15 protein-coding genes are annotated in these 17,105 nt (G+C 45.0%); 7 read left to right on the top strand and 8 right to left on the bottom strand.

The genetic code is table 11. From position 1 onward, the window contains the following. Window positions 1-305 precede the first annotated feature (305 nt). Window positions 306-1,949: a lactate permease LctP family transporter gene (locus BHC43_RS01785; protein ID WP_100156328.1), complete on the top strand. Its 1,644-nt coding sequence runs from the start codon at window positions 306-308 to the stop codon at window positions 1,947-1,949. A 55-nt stretch (window positions 1,950-2,004) separates the two neighbouring features. Here the strand turns inward: BHC43_RS01785 and moaA are convergent, their stop codons facing one another. Beyond that, the gene (gene moaA, locus BHC43_RS01780; protein ID WP_100156327.1) at window positions 2,005-2,979 is read right to left on the bottom strand and encodes a GTP 3',8-cyclase MoaA; all 975 of its coding nucleotides are present in this window, start codon (window positions 2,977-2,979) and stop codon (window positions 2,005-2,007) included. 185 nt (window positions 2,980-3,164) lie between these two features. On the opposite strand from moaA, the gene BHC43_RS01775 reads away from it, so the two are divergent. The 4 genes from BHC43_RS01775 to BHC43_RS01760 are packed head-to-tail and all read left to right on the top strand — an operon-like array spanning window position 3,165 to window position 5,665. Beyond that, on the top strand, window positions 3,165-3,413 hold the full coding sequence (locus BHC43_RS01775) for a MoaD/ThiS family protein (protein ID WP_100152289.1): 249 nt from the start codon (window positions 3,165-3,167) through the stop codon (window positions 3,411-3,413). A 1-nt stretch (window position 3,414) separates the two neighbouring features. Then, window positions 3,415-3,876, top strand: coding sequence for a molybdenum cofactor biosynthesis protein MoaE (locus BHC43_RS01770; RefSeq protein ID WP_100156326.1), 462 nt, complete (start codon window positions 3,415-3,417; stop codon window positions 3,874-3,876). Next, window positions 3,867-4,451 carry a molybdenum cofactor guanylyltransferase gene (gene mobA, locus BHC43_RS01765; RefSeq protein ID WP_100156325.1) on the top strand — a complete coding sequence of 195 codons (585 nt, stop codon included), beginning with the start codon at window positions 3,867-3,869 and terminating at the stop codon, window positions 4,449-4,451. The genes BHC43_RS01770 and mobA overlap by 10 nt, the downstream gene beginning before the upstream one ends. 23 nt (window positions 4,452-4,474) lie before the next feature. Next, the gene (locus tag BHC43_RS01760) at window positions 4,475-5,665 is read left to right on the top strand and encodes a molybdopterin molybdotransferase MoeA (RefSeq protein WP_100156324.1); all 1,191 of its coding nucleotides are present in this window, start codon (window positions 4,475-4,477) and stop codon (window positions 5,663-5,665) included. Window positions 5,666-6,158: 493 nt separating this feature from the next. On the opposite strand, the gene BHC43_RS01755 is transcribed toward BHC43_RS01760, so the two are convergent. The 7 genes from BHC43_RS01755 to fdnG all read right to left on the bottom strand — a co-directional run bounded on the left by BHC43_RS01755 (window position 6,159) and on the right by fdnG (window position 15,102). Beyond that, window positions 6,159-6,719: a hypothetical protein gene (locus BHC43_RS01755; protein WP_100156323.1), complete on the bottom strand. Its 561-nt coding sequence runs from the start codon at window positions 6,717-6,719 to the stop codon at window positions 6,159-6,161. A gap of 141 nt (window positions 6,720-6,860) precedes the next feature. Next, window positions 6,861-7,790, bottom strand: a complete 930-nt coding sequence (locus BHC43_RS01750) for a formate dehydrogenase accessory protein FdhE (protein WP_100156322.1) — start codon at window positions 7,788-7,790, stop codon at window positions 6,861-6,863. A 253-nt stretch (window positions 7,791-8,043) separates the two neighbouring features. Then, window positions 8,044-9,369, bottom strand: a complete 1,326-nt coding sequence (locus BHC43_RS01745) for a cation:dicarboxylate symporter family transporter (protein WP_100139801.1) — start codon at window positions 9,367-9,369, stop codon at window positions 8,044-8,046. 89 nt (window positions 9,370-9,458) lie between these two features. Beyond that, complete coding sequence (gene fdhD, locus BHC43_RS01740; protein ID WP_100156321.1) at window positions 9,459-10,271, bottom strand: formate dehydrogenase accessory sulfurtransferase FdhD; 813 nt, start codon at window positions 10,269-10,271, stop codon at window positions 9,459-9,461. A gap of 134 nt (window positions 10,272-10,405) precedes the next feature. After that, window positions 10,406-11,068 carry a formate dehydrogenase subunit gamma gene (locus BHC43_RS01735; protein WP_100139799.1) on the bottom strand — a complete coding sequence of 221 codons (663 nt, stop codon included), beginning with the start codon at window positions 11,066-11,068 and terminating at the stop codon, window positions 10,406-10,408. Further along, window positions 11,068-11,982 carry a formate dehydrogenase subunit beta gene (gene fdxH, locus BHC43_RS01730; protein ID WP_100139798.1) on the bottom strand — a complete coding sequence of 305 codons (915 nt, stop codon included), beginning with the start codon at window positions 11,980-11,982 and terminating at the stop codon, window positions 11,068-11,070. The genes BHC43_RS01735 and fdxH overlap by 1 nt, the downstream gene beginning before the upstream one ends. 12 nt (window positions 11,983-11,994) lie before the next feature. Continuing rightward, window positions 11,995-15,102: a formate dehydrogenase-N subunit alpha gene (gene fdnG / locus BHC43_RS01725; protein WP_100156320.1), complete on the bottom strand. Its 3,108-nt coding sequence runs from the start codon at window positions 15,100-15,102 to the stop codon at window positions 11,995-11,997. Window positions 15,103-15,574: 472 nt separating this feature from the next. On the opposite strand from fdnG, the gene modA reads away from it, so the two are divergent. Continuing rightward, window positions 15,575-16,342: a molybdate ABC transporter substrate-binding protein gene (gene modA / locus BHC43_RS01720; RefSeq protein ID WP_100156319.1), complete on the top strand. Its 768-nt coding sequence runs from the start codon at window positions 15,575-15,577 to the stop codon at window positions 16,340-16,342. A gap of 51 nt (window positions 16,343-16,393) precedes the next feature. Further along, entirely contained in the window at window positions 16,394-17,074 is a 681-nt protein-coding gene (gene modB / locus BHC43_RS01715) for a molybdate ABC transporter permease subunit (protein WP_100139795.1), read from the top strand. The last annotated feature ends 31 nt before the right edge of the window (window positions 17,075-17,105 follow it).

Raw genomic sequence — 17,105 nt, 5'->3', positions numbered from 1 at the left:
ACGTACATACTTGTGCTACTGCCACAAGCTAATCTAGCCGGCTCTCTCAATCACACACTTAGCTCATGCAGATAAACATTTGTTAGCTGCAATAGCCATATTTAGTCAGTCGTTTATCATTACATTTATTGAAATAAAACCACAAACATTGACGATAACATTTTTATTTCTTAAAGTAACAGTCACAGCAGCATTACGGCCGCAATACCATTAATTTAATTCATAAAAATCACCACCAATCACAAATATTCCGAATATACCAATCAATTTTAAGCCAACATACTCACACATTGAGGAGAAACCACATGCAAACATGGGTACAAAACTACTCAGCATTAGGCAACAGTGTCTACCTGACTCTACTGGCTGCCCTGTTACCCATAATATTTTTCTTCGTGGCACTTACTGTCTTGCGCATGAAAGGCCATATCGCCGGAGCCATTACCTTGGTTCTGGCAATTATCGTGGCCGTAGCAGCCTATAAAATGCCGCCGGTACTTGCATTATCTTCCGCATTATATGGTTTCTTCTATGGCCTGTGGCCAATAGCGTGGATTATCATTACAGCCGTATTTCTGTATAACCTGACCGTTAAAACCGGCCATTTTGACATCATCCGCGCTTCGATTCTCTCTATTACCGAAGATCAGCGTCTACAACTGCTGCTCATCGGCTTTTGCTTCGGCTCTTTTCTAGAAGGTGCGGCTGGATTCGGCGCACCGGTTGCTATTAGTGCGGCACTGCTGGTAGGTTTGGGTTTCAGACCCTTATTTGCAGCTGGCTTATGCCTGATTGCCGATACTGCTCCGGTAGCATTTGGGGCACTGGGTATTCCGATTCTGGTCGGTGGACAGGTTTCTGGTATCGATCCCTTTCATATTGGCCAGCTGGCCGGCCGCCAACTGCCCATGATGTCTGTTGTTATACCGTTTTATCTGATATTTATCATGGATGGCATGCGGGGTATCCGCCAAACTTGGCCGGCACTGCTGGTGTCTGGCGTATCTTTTGCCGGCACACAGTTTATTACCGCCAATTTCATTGGCCCCGAATTACCTGATGTAACTTCAGCCCTTGTTAGTATGGTGTGCCTGACTCTGTTTTTACAGAAATGGCAGCCCAAACAAATATTCACTTTTAACGGCATGCAGCAGTCCAGTACTGAGCGCAAAACCACAGAATATAGTAAAAAACAAATTATTCTGGCATGGTCACCGTTTGTTATCCTGACTGTGTGTGTGGCCGTATGGACGATCAAACCGTTGCAATCATGGTTGAATTCATTCAGTCAGATTAAGATTCATTGGCCAATGCTGGATAATTTGGTTATCAAAACAGCTCCTATCGTTGCTGAAAACGCTCCGATAGCGGCTGAATTCAAGCTGAATATTCTTGGCGCTGTTGGCACCTCCATTCTGCTGGCCGCCATTATTTCCGTGCTTATCCTGAAAATCAAACCACATCTTGCCATTGATACATTCAAAAGCACTCTGTACGACCTGCGTTTTCCAGTGCTTTCAATCGGGCTGGTATTGGCCTTTGCCTATGTGGTTAACTACTCAGGCCTATCCTCAACACTGGCTCTGGCACTGGCTGACACCGGCAAAGCATTTCCATTTTTCTCACCATTTCTCGGCTGGGTAGGCGTATTCCTAACCGGCTCCGACACTTCTGCAAATGCCCTGTTTGGTGCACTACAGGCCAATACAGCCTTGCAGGTAGGCATGGATCCTATATTGGCTGTGGCAGCCAATTCTGTTGGTGGGGTAACTGGCAAAATGATATCCCCGCAGTCTATTGCCATTGCCTGTGCTGCAGTGGGGCTGGCGGGCAAGGAATCTGACTTATTCCGCTTTACTGTGCGTCACAGTCTGTTTTTCTGTCTGATTGCCGGTATATTTACATTGGTGCAAACCTATCTACTTCCATGGACACTGACTCTGTTTTGATTGACACAAAAAATCCCGCTAAACCAGCGGGTTTTTTTAGGGCGTAACTTCAGTATCAGCCACCTGTTTTGGCCATAATGCGCACAATCTTATCCGGCTGCTCATTAAATTCATGCTTTTCCGGTTTTAAATCCACTGCATGCCGGATGGCTGCTTCTAATTGCTCATCGCTACAGCTTGCAGCCAGCAAAGGCTTCAGAGCCATACTTTGATCCTGACCCAGACACAGATACAACGTACCATCAACCGACATCCGCACCCGATTGCAGGTAGCACAGAAATGCTGCGAGCGCGGTGTAATTAACCCTAGCGTAAAACGACCATCAACACTTTCCCAATATTTAGCTGGTCCGCCACCATAAACACGCTGGCTCTCATGCAATTGATATTTTGGCCGCAGATTTTCAATTAGTTCGAGCAGATTGAAATACTCCAGTTTACGTCCGCTCATACCCATTGGCATAACCTCAATCAGGCGCAAAATAAAGCCGTTTTCAATACAGAACGCCACCATATCGTCAATATCAGCAATATTAACGCCGGGCAGCGGCACCATATTGATTTTAATCCGTTCAAAACCAGCATCGCGTGCCGCCTGCAAACTGTCTATTACTTTATCAAAACTATCTTTGCCGGATATCTCCTGCACACATTCTCGTCGCAAGGAATCAAGACTAACATTCAGCCGATTGAGCCCTGCCTGGCGCAAATCAGAAGCATATTTCTTTAGCTGCGTGCCATTGGTGGTTAAAGACAAATCCTCTACCCCTGGCAATGCTGCCAGCCGCGCCACCAGTTCAGGCAAATTTTTTCGCAGCAACGGCTCACCTCCGGTTAACCGAAACCGCGACACCCCCATGCGCGCAAAAGCTCCGGCCACCCGCTCAATCTCCGCAAACGACAACCAGTTTGCTGGCTTTTCAAATTCTGTAAATCCTTGCGGTATACAATAAGTACAGCGTAAATCGCATTTATCCGTTACCGAAATGCGCAGATAATCAATACGTCTGTTGAAGCGGTCAATCAGCATGAGTAAAGTAAGTGCCTGATACAGAATATTATTCCCGCAATGGCAAATTTCTAGAAAACTTAAGAAAAAACAGCTATTTTATATTATTTTTCTGCATAAATACAATTGCATCAACAGCAGCCATCTGCCACAGCAGGAAAAAAAACGGCATAATAAACCATTATTGATTGTTATATGTTTGCTTCATGATTACCGTGATTTATCTGGCACGCTTTGCCGAAGAGCTTGGTCTGGCACAGGAACAGCTTCCTCTAAACTTTACCGACACTAATACCCTTCTCTCCCACCTACGTCAGCGCGGCAAACCTTGGCAACAGGTACTGGCTGAGGGGAATGTTTACAAAATTGCCGTCAATAACGTTATCCGGCATGGCAATACCAGCCTACAGGACGGAGACAGCATCGCACTGCTGCCACCAGTAACCGGAGGCTGATATGCAGACAAGGATTCTAATACAGACAGAAGATTTCAATCTCAGCCACGAACTGGCACTGGCAGAAGCCAGTGCACCAGATTGCGGAGCTGTCGTCAGCTTCATTGGCAAAGTGCGAGGTAATGACAATCCGCAGCAGCCTCTCAGCCACCTTTTTCTCACCCACATGCCCGAAGTTACAGAGAATGAAATCAGCAATATCATCACACAGGCGGCACAACGCTGGACATTGCCTTATGTTTGCGTGATTCATCGCATCGGCGACTTGCCCGTAGGCGCTCAAATCGTACTTGTCCTTACCGCCAGTGGCCATCGCGAACATGCTTATCAGGCCAATCACTTCATCATGGATTATCTTAAAACCGAAGCACCATTTTGGAAAAAAGAATGTTTTGCCAATGGTAAACAGCATTGGGTAGAAATGAAACACAGCGACCAACAGCGTAAGCAATCATGGCAATAAATGCTCAGCTTGGCCTGATTATACTGGCCGGCGGACTCGGTACTCGTGTTGGCGGAGCCAACAAAGCACTACTGCCACTTAACGGACAACCTCTGCTCACGCTTGTTCTACAACAGATGCACCATTGTAGCGAGCACATCATTATTAGTGCCAATCGCGATATCGACAAGTTGAGCCGCTACGGATATCCCGTCTGTACCGATCTACCTGACTATCAGCAAATGGGACCACTGGCCGGTATAGTCAGCGCTGCGCAAACCTTACCATCACACATCGAATATGTGCAGATAGTACCTTGCGACCTGCCCTTTCTAAGCGCTGAGATTATTAACGGCCTGTCTCAGACACTGTATCAACAGCCAGAGCTGGATATCGTTTGTGCCGCAGACAATAGCAATCTGCATCCCATTGTCTGCCAGATGCGCCGGCATCATTTAACAGCTATTCAACAACAACTGCACAGCAACGGCTCACACAGCATGCGCTCTATTATTCAACCCTACCGCCATGCTATCGTTACCTTTGCCAACAGCCACCCTTTTACCAACTACAACAGCAGCGCCATGTTTATCTGACTACGCTGCGGAGTAACAACATCATGATGGATTTTTATCAGGGACAGGAAACCCTGCTACAACAGACCGTCCGCGTAGTAGATAGCGAGACTGTAACACTGAATCAGGCTGCCGGTCGCATTTTGGCACAGACGCTTATTGCCACGGCCGATGCGCCAGCTTTCGACAACAGTGCCATGGACGGCTACGCCGTGTGCGGACTGGACTGCACAGAATGGCAGCTTATTGGCACAGCTGCGGCTGGAGACAGCCGGCAACAGACCTTGCAACACGGACAGGCTATGCGCATCTACACCGGCGCCGGCATTCCGCTTCAAACTGACGCCGTTATCATGCAAGAAAAAACCAGCGTCAATGGCAACATTCTTACCAGCACCCATACAGTTAATACTGGTGAAAACATACGCCGTAAAGGCGAAGAACTAAAACAGGGCACTGTTTTACTACCGGAAGGTGCTTTGCTTACCCCTCAGGCCATCGGGCTAGCAGCTTCACAAGGTGCCAGTGAACTGCCAGTGTACCGCAAACTGCGCGTCAGCGTATTCACCACCGGCGATGAACTGGTAAGCGGCAATTACAAGCTCGAGCAGCATCAGATATACGACAGCAACCGGCCAATGCTGCTAGCCTGTTTGCGCCAGTATGCATTTATCGAGGTTATTGATGGCGGCATTTTGCCGGATAAGCTCGACATCATTACCGATACCCTCGCCCGCGCAGCAGCCGACAGCGACAGTATTATCATTTCCGGAGGCGCCTCAGTTGGCGACCGCGATCTGGTTAAACCAGCTTTACAGCAGCTGGGCACCATCGAGCACTGGAAACTCGCAATAAAACCCGGTAAACCTTTTGGATGGGGCACAATCGACCTATGCCGTGTCATGCTCCTGCCCGGCAATCCAGTGGCCAGCTTCGTTACCTTCAAACTAATGGGACTACCAGCACTACAAACCGCCGCCGGCCGCCCTATTCAGCAATCCCTACCCGCATGCTATCAGGCTAAAGCAGCCTTCAGCATCGCTCCAAATCATCAGAAAAGACGAGAGTTTCTACGTGGTACCCTATGCTTTACCAAAAATGGTCCTGAAGTTCAGCTTCTGGATAAACAAGGCTCACATATGCTATCTAGTTGCGTAAATGCTCAAGTTTTAATCGATATTCCACCGCAAACTGATATTCATCAAGGGCAATGGCTGACAGTACATCCCATATAAATTATTTACTCTACTGAAAACTTCAAAAGCCTGTGGAAAATACAGGCTTTTAATTTAATTTCGAGCAATTGAATTATATTCAGATTGAAATTGAATTTAGCCTACCAAAATTCAAACATTTATTTCTATAGCTTGAAATTTTATTCTTGCCTGACCTATGAATGATAAAAAAATAAATTCTCTATCTTTAGGTTGATTAGACCCTTTTTTAAAAGCAAACAATACATAAGTTATGAAAAGCATTAAAGCTTTCTAAACAATTAGAATTTGGCACTACTAAAATTAAAAGTCTTTTAGTCCAATTTTTACATTTATAGCAGAGTATTAAAAATGCTTCTTATCGTTTGCTGAAAACATAGCACATCTATATATATTTGTATTAATGTATCCAATAAAATAAAGATCTAATATATCAGATTACATATTATTGAAATACTTTAAAAAATAATAAAATATGGTTACTTAATCAATTTAAAAAACTGATTAAATTTCACTATCGTTTTAATATTCCTTTATCCTTATAACAAATTACGGTAAAATATATTCCAAGCAAAATACACAATAAATCTTCATATATAACATAAGGATTAGGTATATCCGGCAATACTTTCGCATACTCCAAAGGTAAATTTATGTTCGGATTATAAGGATCATAAATGATTTTTTCTGCAGAATATTGATTCGAATCCCATTCACTTGAAGGGATATATCGCATTCTGCCTCTAGTGAGCGCATAGCCCTCGCTAAATACCCGTAGATTATCATTAATATAAGTTTTACCATTTACTTCAAAGTAATAACGATAATGATAAATAGGTGCCCTAAGAGATTTACTATTATTATTTGTTGAATATTCTGAATAACTATATATTATTTGTCCTTCAGTGACACATTTCTTAAGCTTACAATTCAGACTCAATAGATATTTAGCTTTATTTTGTAGTGAAATATAAAATTTTTGCTTATCAACTATGGAATGTACTAAACAAGACATCCCCAGCATGATTATAAATGGCCCAATGGCCATAAAAAAAAATTTCTCAAATTTGGTCATTTAATCTAATTTCTATATACAGATAAATGTTCACGTACGGTTCCGGCTAATAAATGTCTTATTGAAATTGATCGTCCAAATTGACTGTTTAAATCTATTATTTTCAATAAAGGTAAATAATTAAAGAGCTTATCATTAATTTTAATGTTTAGGTATCTTTCCCATCAGTAAAAATGGATTGGCTCCACCACGTTGCCAGCCTTCATCACTCAGAAGCATATCCAATATCAAAGAAGCCAGATCATCTGCTATTGGATCAGCATACTGCTGTTTAGCCAGACGATAACGTTTACGGTAAGCATTACAGCTGGGGCAACATTCTGCTTCAGTTGCAGCCAGAACACCTTCTGTAGCCTGCTCTATACGCTGTATACCTAAATCACGACTATTATCACAGAAGCTACAGCGAGCGCGCACACTGTGCCAGCGGCTATTGCACAGGCCACAACATAGATAGCGCAAACCTTCAAGTTCACCATGGCCGATTATCACAGCACCAACGGCATCGGTACCACAGCAAGGACAAAATCCAGGTTCTGGGCATGGTTTTACTGTGTCTGCTGCTAGTCTTCTTGCCACCAATGTGTAGAGAATCTGTACAACAGCGTTCAACCATATTTGATAATCCTGCTGTGCTAGACCTAGCTGCTGATTGATTGCCAGCTGGCACAACCGGATACGCTCCTCGCTGCTAAGATGCAATATTTCCTGCCATACTTGTACCGCCGTAGGTGACAACTGCTCGTGGAGCAAAGCATATAAATCAGTAAACAGCTGGTCGGCTAAGCCACGATTCTCACTCAGCAAAGCCGGTGTGAGTGGTAAATCTTCCTCAACAGTGGCAGGCAATACCCAGTCTGCCCCTGTATAACGCTCTAGTAAACTTTGCTGAGCTGTACATATCTCTGCCAGCAACAGCAAATATGGCTGCCAATCGCTACTGTCTTCAGCGGCCAGTTCGTTTAGGCGCAAGGCACGCTGGCTGAAAATATCAGCAGCGGGCTGCTGCCAAAACGGGATATGGAAGAATGGCTGAGCCTGTATGGCTTCCGGTGTTGCTTGTGTTTTCATGTATCTTTGTTTATGTGAATGATAGCTGCGTAACCATTGCTAACGTTAAACAGCTAGTATTAAGAATCAAAATAACCAAGTTTAACTAAAAACATGCTTTTTGTCTGGTTTTACCGCTGTGTCTAGAATCTAATCGGCCAAACAACGCCAGTAGAAATATTGCAGTACAGCATATACCTGTTTCGTCTGAATCTCTGTCGTATATAAAAAAAGGTTCAGATGTCTCTGAACCTTTTTAGTGCCTCAAAATGAATTATTTGATGCCCAATGTTTTTTCATAGGCACGCGCTTTTTCATCATCGAAATCATGCTCCCAGCGCGAAATAACCAGTGAAGCCAGTGCATTACCGATTACGTTTACAACGGTGCGACCCATGTCCAGAATACGGTCTATACCAAGGATAAAGCCTAAACCTTCCAATGGTATGGAAGTAGTGGCCAGCGTGGCAGACAATACCAGAAAGGATACGCCCGGTACACCAGCAATACCTTTAGAGGCCACCATCAGGGTAATGACAATCATAATCTGGTCGGTCACAGACAGGGAAATGCCGTATAGCTGAGCCAGAAAAATTACCGCAATACTCTGATACAGGGTAGAGCCATCCAGATTAAACGAATAGCCGGTCGGGATAACGAAGCTGGTAATGGATTTAGGCGCACCATAGGCTTCCATTTTCTCAATCATTTTGGGCAGCGCTGTTTCAGAGCTGGAGGTTGAGAACGCCACAATCAATTCATCTTTAAGAATTTTGATGATGGTGAAAATGTTAAAGCGGCAGAAATAGGCTACACCACCCAGTATCACCAGCGTAAACACAATCATAGCCAAATATACAATCAGAATCAGCTTCATCAGCGGTATCAGGGAGCCGAAACCGAATTTGCTGATGGTTACTGTCATGAGGCCAAACACACCAATTGGCGCATAGCGCATAATCATATTCGTGATTTTAAACATCACGTCTGAAATGACTTTCAGAAAATCAGAGAAAAACAAACGCTGATTATCCGGCAGTTTGGTCAATCCCAAACCAAAGAATACACAGAAAAAGATTACAGGTAAGATTTCGCCGGTGCTAAGTGAATCAAAGATATTATGCGGAATCATATCCAGAATCATGACAACAAGGCCATGCGGCTTTTCGGCCAGCGCTTCACTTTTCTGCACATACTGGGTAACGTTGCTGTGCTGCAGATTAGATATATCGATACCACTGCCTGGATGAAACAAATTACCAAACAGCAGACCCACGCCAATGGCAATGGTGGTAATGATTTCGAAATAGAGAATGGTTTTGCCACCTAGTCTACCCAGACTTTTGGAATTACCCAGTCCGGCAATACCAAGTGTGAGGGTACTAAGAATAATCGGCAAAACAATCATTTTAATTAGGCGGATAAAAATATCGCCCATAGGCTGTAATACGTTGACTACCCAAGATTGATAGGTTTTGTAGTATGGGTGAGACGGATCTGAAAAGGTATGCAGATACAATCCCACTGCTACCCCCATAATCAGGGCAAAGAGAATTTGCCAGGCCAAATTACGGCTATATCGTTTAATAATCGATAACATAGTCGTCCTTACAGTAATTGGTAATATAGTTCTTATTCAGTCTTACAAGCGAAACAAAAACAATAGAGTATACCCTATTATTTTTAGTTTTATGTATGCGTTAAGGATGAAAAAAATTGAGGGTGGGTATAAATTACTTGGCGATGATGACGCGCAAAACCCACCAGCGTGATATTAGCCTTGTGAGCTAAATCAATGGCATAGGTGGTGGGCGCAGATACAGCCACGATACACCCGATACCGGTAATTGCTGATTTCATTACCATTTCAAAACTAGCGCGACTGGACAATACCACAAAACCCTGCTTCCAATCCACTTTTGCTTGCAAACCCCAGCCAATTAGTTTGTCCAAAGCATTGTGTCGGCCAATGTCTTCACGCGCGGTTACAATTGTGCCATCACCATCAGCCCACGCCACACCATGAACGGAACCAGTTTGCGCGCGCAGGCGTTGGTGATGGTTAAAATCGGTCAAAGCAGCGCCTATTTTGCTAAATTCGAGATTCACTGAACGTATTATAGGGGTAATTGCCGGCTGTACGGCAGCGAGGCTGTCGAGACCACATAAGCCACAGCCGCTGCGTCCACTCATCTGCCGGCGCCGGTTTTTCAGGCGGGCAAAAGCTGCACTGGCCAGCTCAATGTCTGCTACCAAACCATGCTGTTGTTCGCTAATTTCAATGGCGTAGATCTGTTCCTTGCTTTCAATGATACCTTCACTAAAGCTGAATCCGAGAGCTAGCTCGGCAATGTTAGCCGGCGTAGCCATCAGTACCACGTGGGATATACCGTTATAAACCAGTGCTACTGGGATTTCGGCACTGATATCGTCACAGATGCTGCTGCATTTTCCGTCCTGAGCTACCCAGACAGTACGGCTTTCGGCTGGAGTGTGAATCATGGGATTTAGGTCCCTACATGCAGGAAGTAGTGCTAAGAAGCTGTCCTGAATATTCTTCAGGACAGATTAGAGAATCAATATTTACCTGTCTTAATAATGTCACCAGACAGGCTAGCTGCATAAAGGCACGCGTTTTATTCGCTACTTTGCGTGGTAGATGTTTGCTGCGCTTTGGCGGCTTTTTTGGCCATCATTTCACGATACCAGCGCGGATGATGTTTTTTCGCCCATTCCTGCGTCACTACACCTTCAACCATAGCGGGAATGGTGCCTTTTATCCACAGAGCCGCATACACATGGATGATGATACCAACTATCAACAAAATGGCAGAAGCCGAATGCACCAGCAAGGCAATCCGCACTACCCAAATAGGAAAATAGCCGGAGAAAAACTGCCGCCACGCAATCAGGCCACTGATAAACAGCAGCGCCATGCTGATCGTCATCAGCCAAAACATGCATTTCTGTCCGGCGTTGTATTTGCCGGTATCGCCGATTTCCTTACCCAGCAGGATGTGCTTAATACCCAGCATCCATTTGATATCGTCACGCTCGAAAAAATTATGTTTTACATAGCGGAAAAACTGGATAAAAAATCCTAAAAACATAATGACGCCGATAAACGGATGCAAGATGCGCGCCAGCTGCGGAGAGCCAAATACTTCAGTGAGCCAGAAAAAAGAGGGATAGAAAAAGCCAAGACCGGATACGGCCAGCAGTACGAAACAGCCGGCCACAACCCAGTGGTTAAAACGCTCGGATTTTTTATAGCGCTGAATTAATAATTTTTTTGTCATTATGCGTCGCCTTTGTCTTCGAGGATTTCACCATCACGATTCAGAACTTCCTGTTCATCATCATCAGGACGATTAGGACCAATGGTAATGTAATGTAGCCAGCCAGCAAAAGCGGCGGCGGCAATACCAAAGGCGGCTATTGGTTTAAGCATACTTTTCCATAGCTTAACTGTGGTACTGATATGCGGATTATCAGGCAAACCGTGATACAGGCTGGGTTTATCGGCATGATGCAAAACATACATTACATGGGTACCGCCTACTCCCTGCGGGTCGTAAAGTCCGGCCTTTTCAAAGCCACGCTGTTTTAAATCCTTGATGCGTTCACTAGCCAAAAACTTCATGTCTTCCTTGCTACCAAAATGTATGGCACCAGTAGGACAAGTTTTCACGCAAGCCGGTTCCTGTCCCACAGCCACACGGTCGGAGCACAATGTACATTTGTAGGCACGGTTGTCTTTTTTGGAGATACGCGGGATATTGAAAGGACAGCCGGAAATACAGTAGCCACAGCCAATACAGTTTTCCTGATGAAAATCTACAATACCATTTTCATATTGAATGATGGCACCTGGAGAAGGACAGGCTTTCAGACAGCCAGGATCGGCACAGTGCATGCAACCATCTTTACGAATTAACCATTCCAGCTTGCCGTTTTCTTCGGTTTCTGAAAAGCGCATAACGGTCCAACTATCAGCGCTTAGGTCGATTGGATTATCGTAAACGCCATGATTAGTACCAATTTCGTCGCGAATGTCATTCCATTCGGAACAAGCTGCCTGACAAGCCTTGCAGCCGATGCAAGTAGAAACATCTATAAGTTTGGCAATTTCTATGGGCTTACGAGCCTGCGGTAGCGGCGTGAGCTGATTAGTGGCCGAACGCCGTTTAATATCTAATGATTGTAAAGCCATGATTTATTCCCCTCACGCTTTTTCGATATTGCACAAAAAGGTTTTGTATTCCGGTGTCTGAGTGTTGCAGTCACCGACAAATGGTGTGAGTGTATTGATGAGAAATTGTTTTTTCTCACCAACATTCACCCAGCCACCATGCAGGGGAATACCAATCTGATGCACGGTCTGGCCGTTGATGTCCAGAGGGCGCAAACGTTTGGTTACCACGGCTTTGGCTTCTACCCAGCCGCGTTTGGTACTGATTTTAACGGTATCACCTTTGGCAATTTTCTTTTGTGCTGCCAGTTCTTCGCTGATTTCCACAAACTGTTCTGGCTGAGCAATCATCAGCAATTTCACAGACTTGGTCCAAAACTGGAAATGCTCAGTAAGGCGATAGGTGGTACCAACACAAGGGAATTCGTCTTTGTTTCCGATGCGTTCTTTTACGCTGTCAAACAGGCGTACAGCGGGAGTATTGAGAACTTTGGGATACAGTAAATTTTTACCTACTGGCGATTCCGTGGGTTCGTAGAATGTCGGGAATGGACCATCCACCAATTTTTTAGTACAAAACAGACGGCCTACACCTTCTTCATTCATGATAAACGGATTCATATCCGTATCCGGCGCCTGATCAGCTTTGTAGTCGGCTACATCAGCACCAACCCATTTGCTGCCATCCCAGTGAATCAGTTTACGTTCGGGATCCCACGCTTGGCCAGATGGATCGCAGGAAGCACGGTTATACAGGATGCGGCGGTTGGCCGGCCACGCCCATGCCCAGCCGGGGGTATTGCCCAAACCGGCATTACTATTGTCTCGCCGAGCCATCTGGTTTCCGTTTTTGGTCCATGAACCGGCAAAAATCCAGCATGCACAGGCGGTGCTGCCATCATCGCGTAATTGAGCAAAACTATCTAGCTGCCCACCTTTGGGCACAATAATATTGCCTTGTTCGTCTTTGATATCGGCCAATGCCCAGCCATTGGATTCCTGTGCCATTTCTTCCGGTGTGGGCGAATGCGCTACTTTGTACGGCCAGCTCAGATTGATAATCGGTTCGGGAACTTTTCCGCCTTCTTTTTCATACAAGGCTTTGATACGCAGATGTAACTCGGCCAAAATCTCCAAATCAGCTCTAGCATCTTCCGGTGCTTCTGCGCCGGCGTAGTGCCATTGCAACCAGCGTGAAGAATTAACAATAGAGCCGTTTTCTTCGGCAAAACACGGTACCGGCAGACGGAATACTGTGGTGAGAATGGAAGAGGAATCTACATTATGCGCATCGCCGTGATTTTCCCAGAATGTGGCTGTTTCCGTGTTCAGTGGATCCATCACCACCATCCATTTGAGGCGGGAGAAGGCTTCGACGATACGATTGGAATCTGGGAAAGAACCCATGGCGTTGAACCCTTGCACCAGCAAACCATGCATCTGCCCCTGATACATCATTTCCGCCATTTGGAGGACATCGTACATTTTGTCCCACTTTGGTAGCCAATCGTAGCCCCAATTGTTTTCTTTGGTGGCTTTGTCACCGAAAAACCATTTGAGCAGGCTAACCATGAATTTGGGCGTATTGCTCCAGTAATTGAGCTGCCCCGGGCGCATTGCTTTCGGTGTCTGTACGCTCAGGTAGTCTTCAAAAGTAGGATTTTTCTTTTCATTTGGCAGACTAAGATAGCCCGGCAAGCTGGTGGAAAGCAAGCCAAGGTCTGACAATCCTTGAATATTGGAGTGGCCGCGCAGAGCATTCACTCCACCGCCGGGCATACCGATATTGCCAAGAATGAGCTGAATCATGGCCATGGTACGGATATTCTGCGAACCATAGGTATGCTGCGTCCAGCCTAATGCATATAAAATCGTACCAGCTTTATTTTTAGCTGAAGTGGCACCCAGAGCCTGACAAACCAGCAAAAAGTCTTCTATTGGTGTGCCAGTAATTTTGTGCATCATTTCCGGTGTGTATTGGGCATAATGGCGCTTCATGACCTGCCACACACAACGCGGGTTTTCTAAGGTTGGGTCGGTTTTGGCAAAGCCGTTTTCGTCCAGCTCATAAGTCCAGCTAGCATTATTGTAGACAGCGCCGCCCTTGGCTCCTTTCGGCGCTGCTTCGGGTGTCGGACGTCCATCTGCACTGGTGTAATCAGCATGGCCGGAAAATAGTCCTTCGTTAAAACCATAATCATCAGCAAGAATAAAAGCAGCATTGGTATAGTTTTTAACGTATTCCCATTGCACTTTATCATTCTTAATCAGCCAGTTGATTACTGCGCCCAAGAAAGCAATATCCGTACCGGAGCGTATCGGCAGATAATGGTCGGCTACGGATGCGGTACGGTTGAAGCGCGGGTCACAAACGATAAGCTTGGTACCTTTTTGTTTTTTAGCTTCGATTACCCATTTAAAACCAACAGGATGCGCTTCGGCAGCATTGCCACCCATTACCAGAATAAAATCTGCATTCTGGATATCGGTCCAAGTATTGGTCATCGCACCACGGCCAAATGTAGCAGCCAGTGCGGATACAGTAGGACCATGACAAACACGTGCCTGAGAATCTGTGCCTACTAGCCCGAGCGAGCGCATGAATTTCTGTGTCAGAATACCGGTTTCATTAGAGCTGGCTGAAGCACACAGCATGCCAATTGTTTCTAGCCGGTTTACAGTGACGCCGTCAGCATTTTTTGCAATCAGGTTGGCATCACGCTCGTCTTTAATCAGGCGGGCGATGCGGTCCAGTGCTTCATCCCAGCTAATGTCTCTCCATTCGTTGGTTCCTGCTTCACGCACTTGCGGATGCAAAACCCGATTGGGACTGTTAACAAAATCTATCAGGGAAGCGCCTTTAGGACAAAGACTACCGCGGCTGACTGGATGATCCGGATCGCCCTCTATATGAAATATTTTCTTTTTAGCGTTTTTTGCTCCGTCCCCCAGACTGTACAACAGCGTACCACAGCCTACGGAGCAATAAGTACAGTTATTGCGTGTTTCGGTTGCGCGTAAAAGTTTATATTGACGGACTTCGGCAAAGGCTGTGGCCGGTGCCATACCCATTACCGCTAATCCTGTCGCGCCGGCACCAGCTGCGGTAACCTTGAAAAACTGGCGTCTTGTCAGGTTCATGTGTGTTGGTTCCTAATTAAATTTTTTTTATATCTTGCAGTGAAACTGAATGCTGTCCTGCTTGTGATAAGAGAGAAATTTATAATTTCTAACATTTAACGCCATTATAATACCTTATTTAAACTATTATGTGGTTTTATCTGTTTTTTTTAATTTGAATAAATAATTATAATTTTCATTTAAATTATTTATTTACGTATTGCTAAGATTGTTTTAATTTAAACAATACAAATATTAATTGAAAAAATATTGCAAGATTATTACGCTAATTAATTATTTCTCTTAATTATTAATATTTTGTCTTTGAACTCATTAATCATCTAATTTTTTCGTATTCAAGCTGTGAAGCATAGCCAGCCTGCAATTTAGTATTCGTTATATAGTCAGGTATATTTCGAAACAGTTTTACTTTATAATCAGATAATTTTTAACCCTGCTGGAATATTAGTTCTCTTTAGATTAAGGATAATTTATGCGCTCTCTTTCTGCCCGTCTTAGCACTTTGATAACTACTGCTGGTATGTGCGTACTGAGCACCACTGCTTTGGCTGCCGACCTCACCGTTTCCGCTGCCGCCAGTCTGACCAATGCATTTAATGACATTGCCAAAGCGTACCAACAACAATATCCACAAGATAAGGTGCGACTGAATTTTGGCGCGTCAGGTTCATTGCTGCAACAAATTCAGAATGGTGCACCGGTAGATGTATTTGCATCGGCAGACCAGCAGACTATGGATCAGGCACAGGCCAAAAATCTGGTACGAGCAGCAGACCGAGTTAATTTTGTAAATAATACTCTGGTACTGATTACCCCTAAAAACAGTACTTTAAACATACGCAATATAAAAGATTTGCAACAGGCTAGTATCCACCATATTGCACTGGGCAATCCGGCTTATACGCCAGCTGGCCGTTATGCACAGGCTGCGATGGAACAGGCAAAAGTCTGGAGTAAGGTACAGCCGAAAATTGTTAATGTGAATAATGTGCGGCAGGCACTGGACTATGTAGCCAATCAGTCAACGGAGGCCGGTTTTGTTTTCGGCACAGATGCAGCTATCATGCCGGATAAAGTACAAGTAGCAGCTACTATTCCCACCACTAAAGCAATCAGCTATCCGATTGCCCGCACAATAAATACTAAAGAGCCGGCTGCAGCCAACCGTTTTATTGGATTTGTTCGCTCTGCCAAAGGGCAACAGATTCTTAAACGCTATGGTTTCCAGAGTGTGCGCTAAATAAATAATGATTTTATCATAGTTCGATAAATCTTCCTGCAAGGAGAGAGAATGGCTGCGGCGTGGATTGCTCTTGCCCTGTCGCTTAAAATTGCTCTGTGGGCTACAGTTTTCAATCTGATTCTTGGTGTAGGTATCGGCTATCTGTTTGCGCGCAAAGCGGTGTGGGGACGGGAATTGCTGGATACCCTTCTCACTTTGCCAATGGTGATGCCGCCAACGGTGCTCGGCTATTATTTATTGGTCGTACTGGGTAAAAATGGTTTTATCGGCCAATTCTTACAGCAATATTTGGACATCAATCTGATTTTTACGTGGCAAGGCGCAGTAGTGGCTGCAACGGTGGTTTCGTTTCCACTGGTTTTTAAACCGGCACGTGCTGCATTCGATAGTCTGGACCCGCAGCTGGAGCAAGCGGGTCGTGTATTAGGCATCAGTAATGTCGGCGTTTTTCTGCGCATTACTCTCCCACTGGCTTGGCGCGGTATTCTGGCCGGCGTATTACTTGCTTTTGCACGCAGTATGGGAGAATTTGGCGCTACGCTGATGGTAGCAGGCAGCATTCCTGGACAGACACAAACCTTGTCGATTGCGGTTTATGAAGCAGTACAGGCCGGTGATGACCAACTCGCTAATACGCTGGTGCTGATCATTTCGGTGGTATGTATTCTGATATTGTTGTTAACCAGCAGACTGCTGTCTGGCAAAGTGCCAGTAGCAAATCTCAGATAAAGCTATGTTCATATCGGAAGTCGCCTTGGTC

Source organism: Snodgrassella alvi (assembly GCF_002777855.1).
GTDB lineage: Bacteria > Pseudomonadota > Gammaproteobacteria > Burkholderiales > Neisseriaceae > Snodgrassella > Snodgrassella alvi_E.
Note: the sequence above shows the minus strand (reverse complement) of the source record. Positions and strands in the feature narration are given on the sequence as shown.

Excerpts from the sequence above, each read along its gene's own strand:
- moaA (WP_100156327.1), bottom strand. The coding sequence starts at position 2,979 with ATGCTGATTGACCGCTTCAACAGACGTATTGATTATCTGCGCATTTCG.
- BHC43_RS01785 (WP_100156328.1), top strand. The coding sequence starts at position 306 with ATGCAAACATGGGTACAAAACTACTCAGCATTAGGCAACAGTGTCTAC.
- fdnG (WP_100156320.1), bottom strand. The coding sequence starts at position 15,102 with ATGAACCTGACAAGACGCCAGTTTTTCAAGGTTACCGCAGCTGGTGCC.
- modA (WP_100156319.1), top strand. The coding sequence starts at position 15,575 with ATGCGCTCTCTTTCTGCCCGTCTTAGCACTTTGATAACTACTGCTGGT.
- BHC43_RS01745 (WP_100139801.1), bottom strand. The coding sequence starts at position 9,369 with ATGTTATCGATTATTAAACGATATAGCCGTAATTTGGCCTGGCAAATT.
- BHC43_RS01755 (WP_100156323.1), bottom strand. The coding sequence starts at position 6,719 with ATGACCAAATTTGAGAAATTTTTTTTTATGGCCATTGGGCCATTTATA.
- BHC43_RS01750 (WP_100156322.1), bottom strand. The coding sequence starts at position 7,790 with ATGAAAACACAAGCAACACCGGAAGCCATACAGGCTCAGCCATTCTTC.
- BHC43_RS01775 (WP_100152289.1), top strand. The coding sequence starts at position 3,165 with ATGATTACCGTGATTTATCTGGCACGCTTTGCCGAAGAGCTTGGTCTG.
- modB (WP_100139795.1), top strand. The coding sequence starts at position 16,394 with ATGGCTGCGGCGTGGATTGCTCTTGCCCTGTCGCTTAAAATTGCTCTG.
- fdxH (WP_100139798.1), bottom strand. The coding sequence starts at position 11,982 with ATGGCTTTACAATCATTAGATATTAAACGGCGTTCGGCCACTAATCAG.
- mobA (WP_100156325.1), top strand. The coding sequence starts at position 3,867 with ATGGCAATAAATGCTCAGCTTGGCCTGATTATACTGGCCGGCGGACTC.
- BHC43_RS01735 (WP_100139799.1), bottom strand. The coding sequence starts at position 11,068 with ATGACAAAAAAATTATTAATTCAGCGCTATAAAAAATCCGAGCGTTTT.
- BHC43_RS01770 (WP_100156326.1), top strand. The coding sequence starts at position 3,415 with ATGCAGACAAGGATTCTAATACAGACAGAAGATTTCAATCTCAGCCAC.
- BHC43_RS01760 (WP_100156324.1), top strand. The coding sequence starts at position 4,475 with ATGATGGATTTTTATCAGGGACAGGAAACCCTGCTACAACAGACCGTC.
- fdhD (WP_100156321.1), bottom strand. The coding sequence starts at position 10,271 with ATGATTCACACTCCAGCCGAAAGCCGTACTGTCTGGGTAGCTCAGGAC.